Source organism: Polynucleobacter sp. QLW-P1DATA-2 (assembly GCF_001870365.1).
Classification (GTDB): domain Bacteria; phylum Pseudomonadota; class Gammaproteobacteria; order Burkholderiales; family Burkholderiaceae; genus Polynucleobacter.
Genome location: NZ_LZMQ01000003.1, coordinates 157,022 through 173,212, shown reverse-complemented (window position 1 = coordinate 173,212; position 16,191 = coordinate 157,022). Strand labels below are relative to the sequence as shown.

Genomic DNA, 16,191 nt, shown 5'->3' with positions numbered 1-16,191 from the left:
TTTACTACCTTCAATTTCTATTCTAGTTTTTTCTAGCTTTACTATCAATAACGCCTCAAATAGAACTAGGCTGACAAGAAAATGATTTATTTATTAAGGCAATTAGTTGCCTGCCTATTGCTCCAATTTTGCACCTGACTGCAATACCACCCTACTCCACTTTGCAGACTCTTGCGCGATCAGCTTGGAGAGTTCTTTGGGGCTTCCTGGGCTGGGCTCCAAACCTCCAGCCAGGAGTCGAGCTTTAACGTCTGGGTTATTTAAGGTGCGGCGCGTCAATTGATTCAAGCGCTTCTGAATTGAGGGTGGCAAATTGGCTGGCGCCATTAATGAAAACCAAGAAATTGCCTCAAATCCTGGCAGACCTTGCTCAGCAAATGTCGGAATCTCAGGTGCGGCATGCGAACGTTTTAAGGTAGTCACCCCTAATGCTTGTACTTCACCGGCTTTAATTAAGGGCAAGGAAGAGGATAGGTTATCAAAGAGCATGGAGATGCGGCCACTTACTAAATCGGGTAGTGATTGAGCGCGCCCTTTATAAGGAATATGCCGAATTTGTATGCCAGCCATCTCTTTAAATAATTCACCTGACATATGCAATGAAGTGCCTACGCCAGAAGAGCCAAAAGTCAGTTGATTAGGCTTAGCTTTGGCAAGTTGAATGAGCTCATGCAAACTATTCACGCCGAGTTGTTTATTGACAATCAGCACATTGGGAGTGCTTGCTAGAAAACTAATGGGCGTGAAATCGTTGATAGGATCAAAAGATATCTTTTCATAGAGGGCACCATTGATCGCATGAATGCCAACCGTGCCAATGAGGAGGGTATAGCCATCTGGTTCACTCTTAGCAACGATATCTGCGCCAATGTTGCCACCATAACCTGGACGGTTTTCTACTAGTACAGGAACACCTAAACTTTGTTGCCAGCTTTCAGCAAGCACGCGGGCCAATATATCGGGCGCACCACCCGGGGTAAAACTCACAATGATCCGAATTGCTTGCTTTGGCCAGCTGTTATTGGCACTGCTCTTTGTGAGGGCCTGGGCCTGGGCTGCTAGCGTCGTGACGCTAAGGAACAATAATAGAAGTAGGCGCTTAGCCATCCGCGAAACCCGCATCATCCAAAATCCCAACAGAGTATTGAGCGGACTACCTTAAAAACCAAATCGGGAACGCAACCACAGCCATCCATCATATTTGACTGGATCATCGGCACAGGGACCAATACCGCATTCGAGCAAAGTGGATACCAGATTACCTAACACGATCAGAATAAAAATAATGATTAAGGCATTCGCAAACCACGAACGTGAACGCACTTCGCGATTAGGCAGCATTAATAGGATTGAAATACCACCCAATAAGCCCAGATAACCAACAAAGGCCCAAGTATAAAAATGCAACTCTAGGAACGTTTTTCCAAATCCTGGATCGCCCGGCAGAATATGCAAGAACACCTGACGTAGTGAAACCATCATCCCTACTAAGCCACCCATGATGCCCCAACCATAATGCGCTGAGTGCGCACCACAGCGAATGTTCAAAACTAAGGCCGATCCAATAATGACAAAACCGACTCTTTGCATTAAACAAAGCGGGCAAGGCAACTCACCAAAATAGAGTTGATCCATAAACGCATATGACAAAGTACCAATGACAGCCAATAAGGCGAACTGATTGCCAAGCGCCGCTAAAGTAGGAAAGGAATGTTTGCTCACGATGAATTACAGACTGATGTTGAGGTGATCTGTTGCGTGAAAGCGGAACCAAACCATCAATATGACAACCGTGATGGCCAAGACAGTCAGGCCTGCAAGACGTTTCTCAAACCAGACTAAAGCTAATCCGATAAAAGCCGTCAGAAAAGGTAGGAACATGTACATAAATGAATTCTAGCGCAGGACTCCCGGGGATGGGTAAACCAGTAAATTCAGGGCTTAGAAAGTGGTCTTATGTTTAGAATGCCAAGAATGACTAGAGACTCCACCCCACCCTGCTTAGACCTCCTTCTTGATGGACCGATTGCAAGGCTTACCTTTAATAATCCCGCTGCCCGTAACGCCATGACATGGCCCATGTATGAAGAACTCAAAGTCATCTGTGATTCACTAGCCAGCAATCATGACATTCGTGTAATGATATTGAGGGGTGCTGGCGATAAAGCATTTGTATCAGGGAGTGATATCGAGCAGTTTGTGGCAATGAAAAAAGATGAGGCCTATGAAGTGGCTGTCGACCAGATCTTTAGTTCATTACAACAATTACCTATGCCTACAATTGCGTTGATCGAAGGCTTGGCAGTGGGTAGCGGTCTTCTGATTGCGACAGCTTGTGATTTTCGCATCTCCACACCAGAAGCACGCTTTGGTATTCCAGTTGCGCGCACCTTAGGAAACTGTTTATCACCAAGCAACCTTGCTTGGATTAGCGCGCACCTAGGCATACCGATGGTGAAAAAAATGTTACTGACAAGTGAACTCATCAAAGCACCAGAGTTACTCGCAACAGGCTATCTTTATGAAACAGTGGATGCTCAGAACATCACCAGTGCCGCAGATACTCTAGCCCATAAGCTAGCAGTTCTTGCGCCGATTACTCAAAAAGCAAGCAAGTTAACCATCGCGCGTTTGTTGCAGAACAATCTGCCTGACTGTAGTGATCTCATGCGTGAGACCTATAACAGTCAGGACTTTAAGGAAGGCGTGAATGCCTTCTTGGAGGGGCGCCCACCGAAGTGGGTGGGCAAGTAAGATTTAAATGGTATTAAATAATTTTAGTTTTCAGATTTTTCAATCCAGCAACACTACCCTCTAATACATCCCCTTTTTTCACAGGGCCTACGCCTGCAGGAGTGCCTGAGAAAATTAAATCGCCTGGCTCCAAAGTAAATAGTGTTGAGAGGTAGGCAATAGTATCTGGTACATTCCAGATCAACTGATTGAGATCGCCCTCTTGACGAACTTCACCATTGACCAAAAGCTTTACAGGGCCCTTTGCTGGGTGACCGCACTGACTGACAGGGGTAATCTCACCGCAGGGAGCAGATTGATCAAACGCTTTGCCGGTATCCCAAGGGCGCCCCATCTTTTTAGCCTCACCCTGCAAGTCACGGCGAGTCATATCCAAGCCAACGCCGTAGCCATAGACATGATCTAAGGCCTTATCAGCAGCAATATTGGCGCCACCCTTGCCAATGGCGACAACCATTTCGATTTCGTGGTGGACATCATTTGATAAAGCAGGATAAGCCATGTCTTTGCCATCAGTAACGATAGAGTTTGCGGGCTTCATAAAAAAGAATGGCGGCTCACGATCAGGATCATGTCCCATCTCACGCGCATGGTCAGCATAATTGCGACCTACACAATAAATGCGATTGACTGCAAAGCGACGACTATCGCCAGTCACCGGCAAAGAGATTTGAACTGGGGCATCGATAACAAAAGCTGAACTCATGACTTACCTTTCAATGGATTTTGGTGTTGCTGTATTTCTGTTTTAGAAGTATGACGCAATTTGAGTAGCAAGATACTGAGAGCCAAAGCAAAAGTCAGGGCGTTGGCCATTATCAAGGGCCACTTCTCAATAATAAGACCATAGACTAACCATAAACCTACACCTACAGTAAACAAGGCATACATCCCCAGGGAGATTCCAGAGAGATCTTTGGTACGCCAGGACCGGATCGCCTGAGGCAAAAAAGCGACTGTAGTGAGAAAAGCGGCGCAATAGCCAATGATCTCTATTTGATGGGGTTCAAGACTCATCATTGGATTGTAATTAAGGAAATTCGGTAGTCATTGATCTAGCGCAGGAAGGCATTTTCTGTACATAATGGATGCTTGCAGTTCAACTTAAAGCTAAAAATACAAAATGAGACAACAATATCAGCAGTGGATTGGCGCAATCATAAGCGCCATATTGATCGCTAGCCCCGTGTTTGCCCAAAGTGAGGCAGCCATCAAAAATTATCCGGATAAGCCAATTCGCCTGGTCATTCCCTATCCTCCTGGCGGTGCAACTGATGTGATTGGCCGCATCATGGCGCAAGAGCTTTCCAAAACCCTCACGCAACAGGTAATCGCAGATAACCGTGCTGGTGACAGCGGCAATATTGGCGCCGATATGGTTGCCAAGTCACCTGCTGATGGCTATACCTTATTAATGGGTGCACTCACCTCTCACTCCATTAATGCCATTCTTGATAAAGACCGAATTAAGTACAACCTTGAGAAAGATTTCACACCAGTGGCAGTTGTGGGTGTTGTCCCCTTAGTTTTTGTTGTAAATCCTTCTGTCCCTGTTAAGAATATGAAAGAGTTCATTGCTTATGCCAAAGCCAATCCAGGAAAACTGACCTTTGCATCCTCTGGTGCTGGCGCTCCTCAGCGCTTGGCAATGGAAATGTTCCGCTATCAACTAGGTCTTGACTTATTGCATGTGCCTTACAAAGGTAGCGGTCCCGCCATGACAGATTTAGTTGGTGGACAGGTTCTAACGATGTCAGAAACCGTACCAGCGGCTTTGCAATTTATTCAAGCCGGTCAATTAAGAGCCCTCGCTGTCACCACCTCTAAACGCATCAGCCAATTACCAGATGTACCAACCATTACCGAAGCTACAGGCTTGCCTAACTTTGATGTGGTGAGTATGTTTGGTATTGAAGCACCCGCTGGAACCCCAAAACCCATCATTGATAAATTGAGCGCTAACATCAAGACCATCTTGCAACGTCCTGATGTTCAGGAGCGCATGCTTGCTGCAGGCGTATACGGAAACTATCTTTCTCCAGCAGACTCGAGCAAGCGCATTACCCGCGAAATCAACATGTGGAGCAAAGTTATTAAGGATGCGAATGTAAAGGCTGATTAAGTCTTCAGCTTTAAAAACTGCTTTATTTACTAGCGAGTTGATCCGCGAGCGCATTGAAATCGCTTGCGTGATAATCCACCCACTCTTCTACCTGCAAATCATTGCGTTGATGAGTGGGGCCAAACTCACGTGGACGTTCAACAAAAGCAGTTTGTAGACCTAACTTGCTAGCAGCTGCTAGGTCATCTTTATGTGCAGCAACCAACATCACCTCTTCTGGTTGGACATCAAAGGTAGACGCCACCCCTAAATACGTTTCTGGGTCAGGCTTGTAATGGCGAAAGACTTCTGCGGATAAGATCAAATCCCATGGTAGCCCTGCATTTTTTGCCATATTAGCTAAGAGACCGAGATTGCCATTTGAAAGCGTGACAATCGTAAATTGTTTTTTGAGTCGAGTAAGCCCCTCAACTGTATCTGTCCAAGGCTTTAAGCGATGCCAAACTAAATTGAGATCTCGTTTTTGAGCCTCATTTAAGGTCTCAATCTTCATTTGCTGCAACACTTGGTCCAAGATCATGCGATGCAAATCATCAATCTTGGTCCAGCCTAACTCCCCAGAGCGTACCTTTGCCATCGCCGGTTTGTAACCATCTCGCCAAGCGCTTGCAAAGACATTTGGATCCACTGGAAGATTGATGCGTGCCGCCTCTGCAGAAATAGAACCATGCCAATCGACCACAGTCCCAAACACATCAAATGCTAGTACCTTAGGAAGCGCTTTTTTATTCACCTGTCTTACTCAGCTTCAATCTTGGCTTGCTGCGCTACCTGCTCCCACTTCTTCTTCTCTGCAGCAATAAAGATTTTGGTATTGGCTGGTGTATCGCCGACTGCCCAGCCACCTAAATCTTTCCAGCGCTGTTTAATCTCAGGGGTTTCGAGCGCCTTCTTCACGGCAACATAGAGCTTATCAATAATTGGTTTTGGTGTTCCTGCTGGAACAAACAAACCAAACCAGGCAGTCACATCAAAATTAGGATAGCCCGATTGGATCATGGTAGGTACATCTGGCAACTCTGCAACACGGTTCTTGCTAGTCACGGCCAAAGCGCGTAATTTTCCAGACTTGATGTACTGCATTGAGCTAGGTAAGTTATCCACCATCATGCTGGTCTGACCGGCCAATAGATCCGCTAAAGCTGGGCCAGCCCCTTTATATGGGACATGAATAATATCGATTCCTGCTTGTGTCTTAAACAACTCGCCAGACATATGAATAGACTGACCGCGCCCAGACGATGCAAATGAGTACTTGCCCGGATTGGCTTTCGCCAAAGCAACCAGCTCAGCAACCGTCTTCGCCGGCACTTCTGGGTTAACAACCAAGACGTTAGGATTTGCAATCACGATCGTGATTGGCTCCATATCTTCCATCTTATAGGGAAGATTTTTATAAAGACTGTAGTTAATCGCATTAGGGCCAATATTGCCCATTGCCATGGTGTATCCATCAGCGGGTGCTGAGAGCAATGCTTGAATGCCGATAATGCCAGCACCACCCGCCTTGTTCTCAACAATGACTGATTGCTTGAGCTCTTTGCCTAAGGCCTCCGAGAGTGCGCGCGCCGAGATATCGGTAGTTCCTCCTGGTGCAGCAGTCACGATGATTCTTACGGGTTTATTAGGGAATGGCTCTGCAGCATTCACAGGCAAAGCTAGAGATAAAAATGCTGCAACTGCAGCAAAAATACCCAAGCATCTACGAAGTTTGGTAGAAATCCGTGTCATGGTGTCTCCGATAAAATTTTCTAGTTATTTGAGTAATATAAACTCTTCTCACAAATATTAAATAATTGTTTATATCTATGCAAAATTCTGCATTACTCCACTTCTGCTACTACCTGGAGAGCACCTCTCTGAATGCAGTCATTCAAGATAATCTCTGGATTGTTGCCACTATGCAGAGCATCCATATTCTGGCCATTGCATCAGTTCTAGTGGGGGTACTCCTAATTAATCTGAGGATTCTTGGTATTCATGGGCAAAGCGAGCCGATTGCAACAGTCATCACTCGTTACCAAGCGTTAATTTGGTTCGCCTTACCAGTTCTGCTGATTACTGGTTGCATCATGATTGTGGGTGAGCCTGCAAGATCATTAACCAACCCGGCCTTTCAGCTGAAAATGTTGATGCTAGCGATAGTAATACTCATCACCCTACACTTTCAAAAAACGTGGCGCAACAACCATTCTTATGCTCACGCAGATTTAGGCAACCGATTGTTATCCATCGTTTCTCTGGCATTGTGGATTGGCATAGTTGCCGCAGGCCGTTGGATTGCATACGCATAACTCATAAGAACAAAAAAGATGAACGACATTCTGATTTTGATTTATGGCAACCCGGTTGCCGAAACCATTCGTGAAAACGAAATTCTCTTTCCCTGGATTGAGTCCTTACATGTGCTCGCAGTAACCCTAGTAATTGGCTCTATTGCCCTAGTAGATTTGCGCTTGATTGGTATTCGCGCCCTCAATCGCCCAATCAGCAATATCAGCAAAGAGCTCTTACCGATTACCTGGATGGCATTTTTAGTCGCAGCCGTAACGGGCGCCCTTTTGTTTACTTCGAATGCCCTGAGCTACAGCCAGAACTTTCATTTTCTAGGAAAAATGATTTTGCTCGGCTTGGCTGGTGTAAATATGATGTGCTTTCAATTCATCATTGGCAAAAATATTGATAGCTGGAATCACTATCAACAGCTACCTACTTCTGCCCGCCTATCTGGAGCTATCTCACTAGCATTGTGGGTGAGCATTATTTTCTTTGGACGATGGATTGGTTTTACGCTTGAACCAGTATTAGCAGTTTCATAATAAAGAGAGGGAGACAATGAAAAGAAAAATGCTCAGCCTGTTATTGGCAGCAGGATTTGGGTTAGCTCTAGCTAATGCAACTCATGCACAGTCGACTAAGCCAGTGATCAATCCACCGCCCACCACTAAGGACTGGAATAATTTAGCCAAACTTCCTGATTGGAGTGGTGTTTGGAATCCAAAAATTTCAGATCAAGATAAGCAGGCTAAAACCAATATGCCGCCCTGGACTCCTGCAGCCAATGAACTCATCCAATATCAGCTTGCAGAAGAAAAGGCTGGTAGACCTCCCCCACTATTTGTGAACTGTTTGCCTGAATCGATGCCCGCATGGATGTTGGTTACCCACAATGCTATGGAAGTCTTGTTCACCCCGGGTAGAGTGACTCTCCTAGGAGAATCTGACGGCAATCGTTTGCGCCGTATCTATACCGATGGTCGACCCCACCCGGAAGATCCAGATCCTACTTTCCATGGTCACTCCATTGGTAAATGGGAAGGCGATACGCTAGTAGTCGATACTGTTGGCGTTGTACCGCAGGCTTATATTGCGATTAGCGAAGCTGCTGGTGTTCCGAACAATGGCGATATGCATATCATCGAACGCATCCATTTAGTGGGTAAAAATGAATTGCATGATGACCTTGAAATCATTGCTCCCAACGTATTAACCAAGCCTTGGAAAACAACTCGTATTTACTTCCGTCAACGCGCTCGTCAATACGATATCGTCGAGGGTGTTTGCTTAGAGGGCTCATTTGCCCCAGGCAAAGATAAACGTGGCAATGATATTTTCGTTCCTGTCGAATACGATGTGGGCGGCAATCGCATTCCACCTCAATAATTTATATAGACATCATTCTTAGGAGATAAGATCTTGAAAGTAAGCACATTAACGAGACTAGCGGTATTTGTCATCGCGCTATCAGCGTCAGCACTAGCCTTAGCGCACCATGCCACCACCATGTTTGACCGAGATAAAGTCATTACCATTACTGGGGTAGTCAAAGAAGTGCAATGGACTAACCCACACGTTGGTATCTTTGTCACGGGCACCCTCAAAGATGGCGATACTCCAGCGCTTTGGATTATGGAGGTATCAAGTCCTGGCAACCTGACTCGTGCGGGCGGCTGGACTAGAAACTCCATCAAAGCAGGAGATAAGGTATCGGTTGATTTCTACCCACTTCGCAATGGCAACAAGGGTGGTTACCTGAAGAAGATCACCTTAACAGATACCGGCAAGTTCTATACCGCTGATATTCGCGCACAAGAAAGTCCAAACCTGGAAGACCGCGAGCAGAAATAAAAACTCTCTCTATCTCGCTTTAGTTGGGTAGCGGGATAGAGATGATTGCCATCAGCGTCAATGTATCACTGCTATTAGTAAAACCTTTGCCTATACCGGCTTGGAAAGGCAAAGGTCCAGTATCACAATAGACTTTTAAGAACGCCAATTGCTGTGTATTGGGCCAAACTACTGGCCCAGACAAGACTTGGTTGTAGTTTGAATAATATTCAACGCCAAGTGCCCAGTTCGGCGCAACTTCACGAGATGCACGTATTGCCGTATTGAAATAGGGCCCTTGATGGACATAGGGTTGCGATAGCGGTTGATCAAAAATTGGGTTGATTACAAAGAGCCATTTATCGACGTGCTTACCCAGAATAAAGCGCGCTTCCGAGTTATAGCGAGAAGGCTCATATTGCGGGAGTGTGTTAGATACCTCAACATTGAGACCCGCAAATACAGGATCTCCCTTTTCTTCGGTGTAAGGGAGCCACTTCAATCTCACTTTCGCGCCTGCATAGTTCCAAGTGGAGTTGTTGACAACTGAATTAATATATAAGCCTGCCTCTAGGTCATGTCCAAGACCATATGCATACTCAGGCGTAATGCGCGTGTTGCTGTTATTCATGACCTCGCCGGGATAGCTCGGCGTTTGAATTCCTCTTGGCGTATTGTTCACATGCAACTCAAGACTTTGCTCACCCTTAGCATTAATCTCATCGTCATACACCTGAATCTCATCTTGCAGCACCGCCATTGCCGCAGTGGGCAACAGCATTAAGCTTGCCAAAATGATTGTTGGGGCGAGGAGTAGCTTTAGAAGCCGCTGTATCAGCGACCTAAGCCCAATTGACTGCATCTTCATGATGCATGAGTTTAACAACTATTGCGGTTTTTTGACGCGCTCACTCCAGAGCTGCCACGGACGTCCAATCGTCTTTTCAATGGTCTCTTGTGAAATTACCGCTTCGCCAGGCGTCAAGTATTGAACCTGCCCCATCTTCATCGCCTCACTCTGAATACTAGCGTTTTGGATTGCATAGACCGCTCTAAAGACTGCTTTTTTAATCGAGTCAGCTCCTGCAGCATATCCATGGCCACGCATCAAGACAAAATACTGTAGTCCCATGGTTTGAGATAGCGCATTTCCTAAATCCACGTTACTGATAAACATATCGGTATCAGGATTGGGTTTGGCAAAATTACGAATCTCAAAAATAGGGGCGCCCTCACCTAAGAATGCGCTCATGTGATACACGGGCTTAAGCGTAGTGCCCGTTAAACCAAAAGGGAGTATTGGGGCCGCATGCCCATGAATCACTGAATTAATATCGGGACGATTTTTTAGAATGCCACTATGAATAAAGCGCTCGCCATAGGCAACTCGAGTATCGCCATTGAGTGCCTTGCCGTTCATATCAAATTCCATAATGTCCTCTACCTGCACTACTGATGGAGCAACACTACGAGCCAAAAAGAAGGTATTGGGATTGGCTGGATTGCGAACACTAATGTGACCGTAACCATCGACTGCGTTTTGGTCATACAAAATATGATTTGCAATTACTAGCTCTTCGACCGCTGCTTTGATCTTGGGGTCTTGCTCCATTTGCTCTTGAACGGATGCAGCATTCGCATTGGCTATGCCCAGCAATAGTAATGAGATCAGAATTCTTTTCATCATTCAACCTTTCCAATTTTTCTCACGACCTCACCCATTTGCGCCGATTCTTTATCCCAGTAGACTTTAAATTCTGGGGCATCCATATACTGAATGGGGCTACCTGCACCATTAATCACTGAGCGCACGCGTTCATCGTTTGCAGCTTGCTTAGAGGCTTCACGTAACTTGGTCACAATGTAATCAGGTGTGGCGCTAGGCACAAATAATCCTGCCCATTGTGAGAACTCGACCTTCACACCCATCTCTTTAAAGCTAGGCACGTCTGGCATGCTTGCCAATCTGCCATCACCCCAGTGCGCTAATGCCCTGACCTTGCCTGCCTTGATCTGCTGAACAATCGAAGATGGTCCAGTCGCAATTGCATCCACCTGCCCACCTAGCAGGCCAACAATCGCTGGACCGGCTCCAGTGTAGGGAATATGAACCATATAGAACTTTTCAGAAGACTTAAGCATCTCCATGGGCACATGCATCGTTCCATAGTTTCCAGAAGAGCCGAAGTTGTACTTACCGGGATTGGCGCGCATTGCCGTCACGAATGATTTGTAATCTTTCCATGGGCTATCAGCGCGCACTACCAATACAGTTGGGTCCGCCGTAAAACGAGCAATTGGTTTCAGTTGATTTAACTGAAAGGATTGTTCGCGCCCTACTACTTTATCTGCTTCAGGAATAATAGAAATAGAAGAGAGCGCCATCAAAATGGTGTAGCCATCTGGCTTTGCTCTTGCAACTGCAGCCATACCAATGCCGCCACCTGCACCTGCTTTGTTCTCAACAATCACGGGTTGCCCCAAAATTCGGGAGAACGCCTCAGCTACCGGTCTACCAACAGCATCAGCTACCCCGCCCGGAGGAAATGGCACTACCATTGTGATTGCCTTGGTTGGCCATGGCTCCGGGGTCTGGGCAAACGCAGAGATTGCTAAGAAACCGCTTGCGATGCAGCCCAGCGCATAGCTGACTATGAATTTTTGTCTCATTTTTGTCTCGAAAATGTAATTTCGTTATTATTTATATTCTTTATCCTACTACAAGAATTATCACTATAAACAGGGGTTAGTGTAGTTATAACCCCAACGGAGATAGCAATCATGAAATACGCAGCGTTTTCTTTAGCAAAAGAGCCGTCCAAGACTCGTGTCGGGATAGTATCAGCCGATGGGCAGACAGTGCAGGAACTCGATTTGGGCGTGGATGTGAGTGAAGATGGCATTGTTGCCATTCTCAAATCCGACCTAGCAGGTAAATTACCTAAGCCAGTTGCGACTCACGCATTGAGCGATATTCGTCTGCTCGCCCCCGTTCCAAGACCTCGCAGAAATATATTCTGTGTTGGCAAAAATTACCACGAGCATGCAAAAGAGTTTTCTAACAGCGGCTTTGATGGGAGCGCTAAGCCTGGCGAAGACATTCCAAGCCACGCAATCTTCTTTACTAAGCCGCCAGAGTCCGTGACCGGTCCCAATACCAATGTCATTATTCCCACTGCCGTCTCTACCTGCATTGACTATGAAGCGGAATTAACGATTGTGATCGGTAAAGGCGGCAAGGGCATCAGCGAAGCAGATGCCATGAAGCACGTTTGGGGTTACACCGCCATCAATGATGTGACTGCACGTGATTGGCAGCAACGTCACAAGCAATGGTTTTTAGGCAAGAGCTTCGACACATTCTGCCCCATGGGTCCTTGGGTAGTGACCGCTGATGAGGTTGATGCTGAGGATATTTCTGTGAAGTGCTGGGTGAATGGTGAACTACGTCAAAACTCCAATACAAAAGATTTGATCTTTGATATTCCAAACATGATTGCAACGGTTTCTGCTGGTATCACCCTCTACCCTGGAGATCTCATTGCTACCGGCACACCAGTGGGTGTTGGTATCGGCTTTAAGCCACCAAAATATTTAGTCAATGGTGATGTTGTAGTTGTAGAGATGGGTGGCATTGGCAAACTTGAAAATACGTTTGTTGCTAATTAAGTAAAACGGTTTTGAGTTAGTTAAAAGAAAGCCACCCTAGGGTGGCTTTTCTGATGGGGCTACTCCTTCGCTTAGGCGAGTGTAAATTTCAACTCACCAAGTTGACCAACTGAACTCACAACCTTATCGCCCTTCTTAAGCCATACTTGCTTATCTTTTGGCATTCCTAAGATCACACCCTGCGGGGTACCAGTAAAGACAATATCGCCCGGCTCTAGAGTCCAATAGGTGCTGATGTAGGACAACATCTTCTGGGTATTGTGAATAAAGTCAGAGGTATTTGAGTTCTGGCGCAGCTCGCCGTTTACCCAGGTTTTAACCTGCATATTATTTGGATCACCAGCTAAATCTGAGGTCACGAAGTATGGCCCAATCGGCGCATATTGGTCTAAAGTTTTACCAATCATCCACTGACCGCTAGGTAACTCAATCTGTAGATCACGTGATGAAAAGTCATTGGAAGTGCAATAGCCAGCTACATAATCTAAGGCAGCAGATTCAGGGACATTACGCATTTGCTTGCCAACCACAATCAAGAGCTCCGTCTCATAATCCAACTTATAAGAAACTGAGGGCGGTGGAATTTGCAATAAACAATTATGTGCTGCCAAGCTATTGTTGTACTTATTAAATAATGGTGGCACGCTAGGACGAGCCATACCCACCTCATCTGCATGCTGGCGATAGTTCAGGCCCACGCACACAATCTTTCCAGGGTTCTTAAAGAGGCGGCCGAAAGTGATATCGGATTCTTTTAAGTAAGGCACGCCAGATTTATCGGCACTCGCAACTACTTTATTAAATCCTGCAGCATTGCCCTCCTGTAGCAATTGGTCTAAGGTTGTTGGTGCTGCAATTTTCATTTTCTTAGCAACAGCACGAACATCAATCACCCCCTTAGCAGTAACTACGCCCAAAGTTTCTGTGCCATCGGCATTCATGATGGCAAGGATTTTGCTGTTCTTTACCATTTCGCGTGGGCCCGTATAAGGCTCACCACCCCAAACAGAAGTTTGATGTGCAGATGCTTCATTCATTACACCCATGGTAGACGCTGCTACTAAACCAGCACCAGCTGCTGAAGCAGTTTTCATAAATTGACGACGAGAACTCATTCAAATCTCCTTTTGCTTTTTGTGAATTATTTTTATTTCTAATATGTCACTACAAAAGGAATATTACTGCAGCAAATTATGCGGTGGTGCAGCAAAAATATTAGCTAGATGAGCTACTACTAGGGGAGCCTTAACCTAGACCGAAGAAGATCGCTATTCGGTAGGTAATGAATGAAGCAATATAAGCTAATCCGAACAAGTAACTCAGCATAATGATTGGAATCTTCCAGCCACCCGTCTCACGTTTGACAGCAGCAATTGTCGAAAGGCATTGAGGTGCAAAGACAAACCAGGCTAGGAGTGAAAGCGCTGTTGCTAATGACCAGCCCGAGGAGATCAGTGGAATCAGAGCCTCAGCTGCATCTGCGCTCGAGCTTGATAAGGCATATACGGTTGCCAGTGAGCTCACTACCACTTCGCGGGCTGCCATACCAGGTACCAAAGCAATACTAATCTCCCAGTTAAATCCGATGGGAGAAAATACGTGCGCTAATGCCTGCCCTATCATTCCGGCAAAACTGTACTGAATCGGAGATAGCGTTGCCCCCTCGGGTGGCAGTGGAAAACTGGACAGAATCCAAAGCCCAATAGTCATGATCAAAATGATCCCACCAACACGGCGTAAGAAAATTTCTGCACGTTGCCACAAGCTAATAGCAAGATTGCCAATGCGTGGCATGTGGTAGCTAGGTAACTCCATCATGAGTGCGTTCATTCTGAACTGCTCACTTGTAAAGCGTTTCAAGATCCAAGCTACAGCCATAGCGCCAAAGATGCCAGCAAGATAGAGTGAGAACAATACCAAGCCCTGCAAATCAATCGTGGCCCACAGTTTTTTCTCTGGAATGAATGCAGAGATTAGTAAAGCATATACCGGTAAGCGCGCAGAACAGGTCATCATTGGTGCAATCAAGATGGTCACCAAGCGATCGCGCGCATTGGAGATACTTCTCGTTGCCATGATCCCTGGGATCGCACAAGCAAAGCTGGAAAGTAGTGGAATAAAAGAACGGCCCGATAGACCTACCGAACCCATTACCCTATCCAATAAATAAGCAGCCCTTGGAAGATAGCCCGACTCTTCAAGCAGAAGAATGAAGAAGAACAGAATCAAAATTTGCGGAAGGAAAATCACTACCCCACCAAGGCCAGCCAAAATTCCGTTAATCAAGAGACTTCGCAACCAAGTGTCCGGCAATAGCGCGCCAATTTGGGCACCGAGGTATTCAACAGAGGTCTTAATTAGCTCCATTGGCAAGGTTGCCCAACTAAAGACCGCCTGAAATATACAGAAGAGCAAGGCCACCAAAATGATAGGGCCCAATACTGGATGCAACAGCACCGCGTCTAGGCGATCGCTGAAATGGTCTGGAATGATTTGATCAAGGCCCAAGTTCTGCAAAATACGCTGAACCTGCACATTGTCAGATTCCGTATGAGCAATATGGGATGCTACGTTTTCGAGGGTGGCATCACTAGTGCCAGTTCGTAAAGCGTGGAGATTTTTCCAATCTAATTCTGATAAGAAATTCTTAATCTCATCTGCACCATTAGATTGAATGCCAACACTCGTGATTACCGGTAAGCCCAACTCATGCGAGAGTGCGGCAGTATCAATCCGCAGCCCTTGACGCTTGGCAATATCAAGCATATTGAGCACCACCACACAGGGAAGTCCCAAGCGCTTAGCGGCGAGAACCAGGCGCAGATTGCGTCTCAGGTTCATGGCACTTAATATACAAAGTACTAAGTCAGGACGTTTCTCACCCTCCGCTCTACCTAGCAACACATTACAAGTAACGCGCTCATCCAAGGATCTTGGATAAAGACTGTAGGCACCCGGCAAATCTAGAACGCGAATATTTTTTCCGGAGTCGAGAGTTAAGCGCCCTTCTTTGCGCTCTACAGTGACACCTGAATAATTTGCTACTTTTTGTCGGCTGCCGGTTAGCAAATTAAATAGGGCCGTCTTTCCGCAATTAGGATTACCCAATAGCGCGACTAGAGGCTCGCTAGGAAAAAAGTGGACTCTGGATTCAGGCATGTGCCACTGACTCAACTTCAATCATGCTTGCTTCTGATTGACGCAATGCAAAAGTGGAGGCTCCAACTCGGACTAGGTAGGGTCCTTTTTTCAGCAAGCCTTTGCGGAGCAGCGTGACCTGCTCGCCTGGCAAGAAGCCAATATCCTCCAGCTGCCCCTTAATTTGGGGCGCGCCCTTGGGGGCATTTACCGAACAGACACGGTAGGTGGCATCTAAATCAACCTGGTCCAAATGCATGGAGGATTGTCACTTTTATCAATTAATAAGAACGATTCTCATTATATACCTTATAATTGAGAATAGTTCTCATTTACAAAGTGGCTAAATCTAGTAAAAACATGTTCTCACATACAAAAAAACAGGTTTTGACCTATCGCAA

At 46.1% G+C, this 16,191-nt stretch carries 20 protein-coding genes; 7 read left to right on the top strand and 13 right to left on the bottom strand.

Translation table 11 applies throughout. The features are described 5' to 3' along the window. Positions 1 to 114: 114 nt before the first annotated feature. From A9236_RS03480 to A9236_RS11050, 3 genes are read right to left on the bottom strand one after another with little or no spacing between them, the layout of a single operon-like run. Entirely contained in the window at positions 115 to 1,107 is a 993-nt protein-coding gene (locus A9236_RS03480) for a tripartite tricarboxylate transporter substrate binding protein (RefSeq protein ID WP_236638685.1), read from the bottom strand. 51 nt (positions 1,108 to 1,158) lie between these two features. Then, a complete protein-coding gene (locus A9236_RS03475) occupies positions 1,159 to 1,722 on the bottom strand; it encodes a disulfide bond formation protein B (RefSeq protein WP_071465462.1) in 564 nt (187 codons plus the stop codon). A 6-nt stretch (positions 1,723 to 1,728) separates the two neighbouring features. Then, the gene (locus A9236_RS11050; protein WP_161485601.1) at positions 1,729 to 1,887 is read right to left on the bottom strand and encodes a DUF5993 family protein; all 159 of its coding nucleotides are present in this window, start codon (positions 1,885 to 1,887) and stop codon (positions 1,729 to 1,731) included. Between the two features lie 87 nt (positions 1,888 to 1,974). On the opposite strand from A9236_RS11050, the gene A9236_RS03470 reads away from it, so the two are divergent. After that, on the top strand, positions 1,975 to 2,754 hold the full coding sequence (locus A9236_RS03470; protein WP_071465461.1) for an enoyl-CoA hydratase/isomerase family protein: 780 nt from the start codon (positions 1,975 to 1,977) through the stop codon (positions 2,752 to 2,754). A gap of 13 nt (positions 2,755 to 2,767) precedes the next feature. Here A9236_RS03470 and A9236_RS03465 read toward each other — a convergent pair whose 3' ends face one another. Together A9236_RS03465 and A9236_RS03460 are read right to left on the bottom strand one after the other, a co-directional pair. Then, entirely contained in the window at positions 2,768 to 3,460 is a 693-nt protein-coding gene (locus A9236_RS03465; RefSeq protein WP_071465460.1) for a fumarylacetoacetate hydrolase family protein, read from the bottom strand. Continuing rightward, positions 3,457 to 3,771: a SemiSWEET transporter gene (locus A9236_RS03460; RefSeq protein ID WP_071465919.1), complete on the bottom strand. Its 315-nt coding sequence runs from the start codon at positions 3,769 to 3,771 to the stop codon at positions 3,457 to 3,459. The genes A9236_RS03465 and A9236_RS03460 overlap by 4 nt, the downstream gene beginning before the upstream one ends. 106 nt (positions 3,772 to 3,877) lie before the next feature. Between A9236_RS03460 and A9236_RS03455 the strand changes: the two genes are divergently transcribed. Further along, the gene (locus tag A9236_RS03455) at positions 3,878 to 4,876 is read left to right on the top strand and encodes a tripartite tricarboxylate transporter substrate binding protein (RefSeq protein WP_071465459.1); all 999 of its coding nucleotides are present in this window, start codon (positions 3,878 to 3,880) and stop codon (positions 4,874 to 4,876) included. Between the two features lie 22 nt (positions 4,877 to 4,898). Here the strand turns inward: A9236_RS03455 and A9236_RS03450 are convergent, their stop codons facing one another. Further along, positions 4,899 to 5,609, bottom strand: coding sequence for a haloacid dehalogenase type II (locus A9236_RS03450; RefSeq protein ID WP_071465458.1), 711 nt, complete (start codon positions 5,607 to 5,609; stop codon positions 4,899 to 4,901). A 5-nt stretch (positions 5,610 to 5,614) separates the two neighbouring features. Beyond that, the gene (locus A9236_RS03445; RefSeq protein WP_071465457.1) at positions 5,615 to 6,607 is read right to left on the bottom strand and encodes a tripartite tricarboxylate transporter substrate binding protein; all 993 of its coding nucleotides are present in this window, start codon (positions 6,605 to 6,607) and stop codon (positions 5,615 to 5,617) included. Between the two features lie 77 nt (positions 6,608 to 6,684). On the opposite strand from A9236_RS03445, the gene A9236_RS03440 reads away from it, so the two are divergent. Genes A9236_RS03440 through A9236_RS03425 form a run of 4 tightly spaced genes read left to right on the top strand, consistent with a single transcriptional unit; the run spans position 6,685 to position 9,004 of the window. Continuing rightward, positions 6,685 to 7,170: a DUF6644 family protein gene (locus A9236_RS03440; RefSeq protein WP_071465456.1), complete on the top strand. Its 486-nt coding sequence runs from the start codon at positions 6,685 to 6,687 to the stop codon at positions 7,168 to 7,170. Positions 7,171 to 7,188: 18 nt separating this feature from the next. Next, on the top strand, positions 7,189 to 7,695 hold the full coding sequence (locus A9236_RS03435) for a DUF6644 family protein (RefSeq protein ID WP_071465455.1): 507 nt from the start codon (positions 7,189 to 7,191) through the stop codon (positions 7,693 to 7,695). Positions 7,696 to 7,711: 16 nt separating this feature from the next. After that, positions 7,712 to 8,539, top strand: a complete 828-nt coding sequence (locus A9236_RS03430; RefSeq protein ID WP_071465454.1) for a hypothetical protein — start codon at positions 7,712 to 7,714, stop codon at positions 8,537 to 8,539. Between the two features lie 33 nt (positions 8,540 to 8,572). Further along, positions 8,573 to 9,004 (top strand): DUF6152 family protein, encoded by a 432-nt coding sequence (locus tag A9236_RS03425; RefSeq protein ID WP_143070577.1) that lies wholly within the window; start codon positions 8,573 to 8,575, stop codon positions 9,002 to 9,004. 19 nt (positions 9,005 to 9,023) lie between these two features. Here the strand turns inward: A9236_RS03425 and A9236_RS03420 are convergent, their stop codons facing one another. The 3 genes from A9236_RS03420 to A9236_RS03410 form a co-directional block, all read right to left on the bottom strand. Then, on the bottom strand, positions 9,024 to 9,764 hold the full coding sequence (locus A9236_RS03420) for a hypothetical protein (protein WP_083393480.1): 741 nt from the start codon (positions 9,762 to 9,764) through the stop codon (positions 9,024 to 9,026). 105 nt (positions 9,765 to 9,869) lie between these two features. Next, entirely contained in the window at positions 9,870 to 10,670 is an 801-nt protein-coding gene (locus A9236_RS03415) for a class II aldolase/adducin family protein (protein ID WP_083393479.1), read from the bottom strand. Continuing rightward, on the bottom strand, positions 10,667 to 11,653 hold the full coding sequence (locus A9236_RS03410) for a tripartite tricarboxylate transporter substrate binding protein (protein WP_071465452.1): 987 nt from the start codon (positions 11,651 to 11,653) through the stop codon (positions 10,667 to 10,669). Before A9236_RS03410 ends, A9236_RS03415 begins: the two co-directional genes overlap by 4 nt. Positions 11,654 to 11,764: 111 nt before the next feature. Here A9236_RS03410 and A9236_RS03405 point away from each other — a divergent pair, with 111 nt between their 5' ends. Next, entirely contained in the window at positions 11,765 to 12,652 is an 888-nt protein-coding gene (locus A9236_RS03405; RefSeq protein ID WP_071465451.1) for a fumarylacetoacetate hydrolase family protein, read from the top strand. Between the two features lie 71 nt (positions 12,653 to 12,723). On the opposite strand, the gene A9236_RS03400 is transcribed toward A9236_RS03405, so the two are convergent. The 3 genes from A9236_RS03400 to A9236_RS03390 all read right to left on the bottom strand — a co-directional run bounded on the left by A9236_RS03400 (position 12,724) and on the right by A9236_RS03390 (position 16,049). Beyond that, entirely contained in the window at positions 12,724 to 13,767 is a 1,044-nt protein-coding gene (locus tag A9236_RS03400; RefSeq protein ID WP_071465450.1) for a fumarylacetoacetate hydrolase family protein, read from the bottom strand. Positions 13,768 to 13,897: 130 nt separating this feature from the next. Beyond that, entirely contained in the window at positions 13,898 to 15,811 is a 1,914-nt protein-coding gene (locus A9236_RS03395; protein WP_083393478.1) for a ferrous iron transporter B, read from the bottom strand. Continuing rightward, positions 15,804 to 16,049: a FeoA family protein gene (locus tag A9236_RS03390; RefSeq protein WP_071465448.1), complete on the bottom strand. Its 246-nt coding sequence runs from the start codon at positions 16,047 to 16,049 to the stop codon at positions 15,804 to 15,806. Before A9236_RS03390 ends, A9236_RS03395 begins: the two co-directional genes overlap by 8 nt. Positions 16,050 to 16,191: the final 142 nt, after the last annotated feature.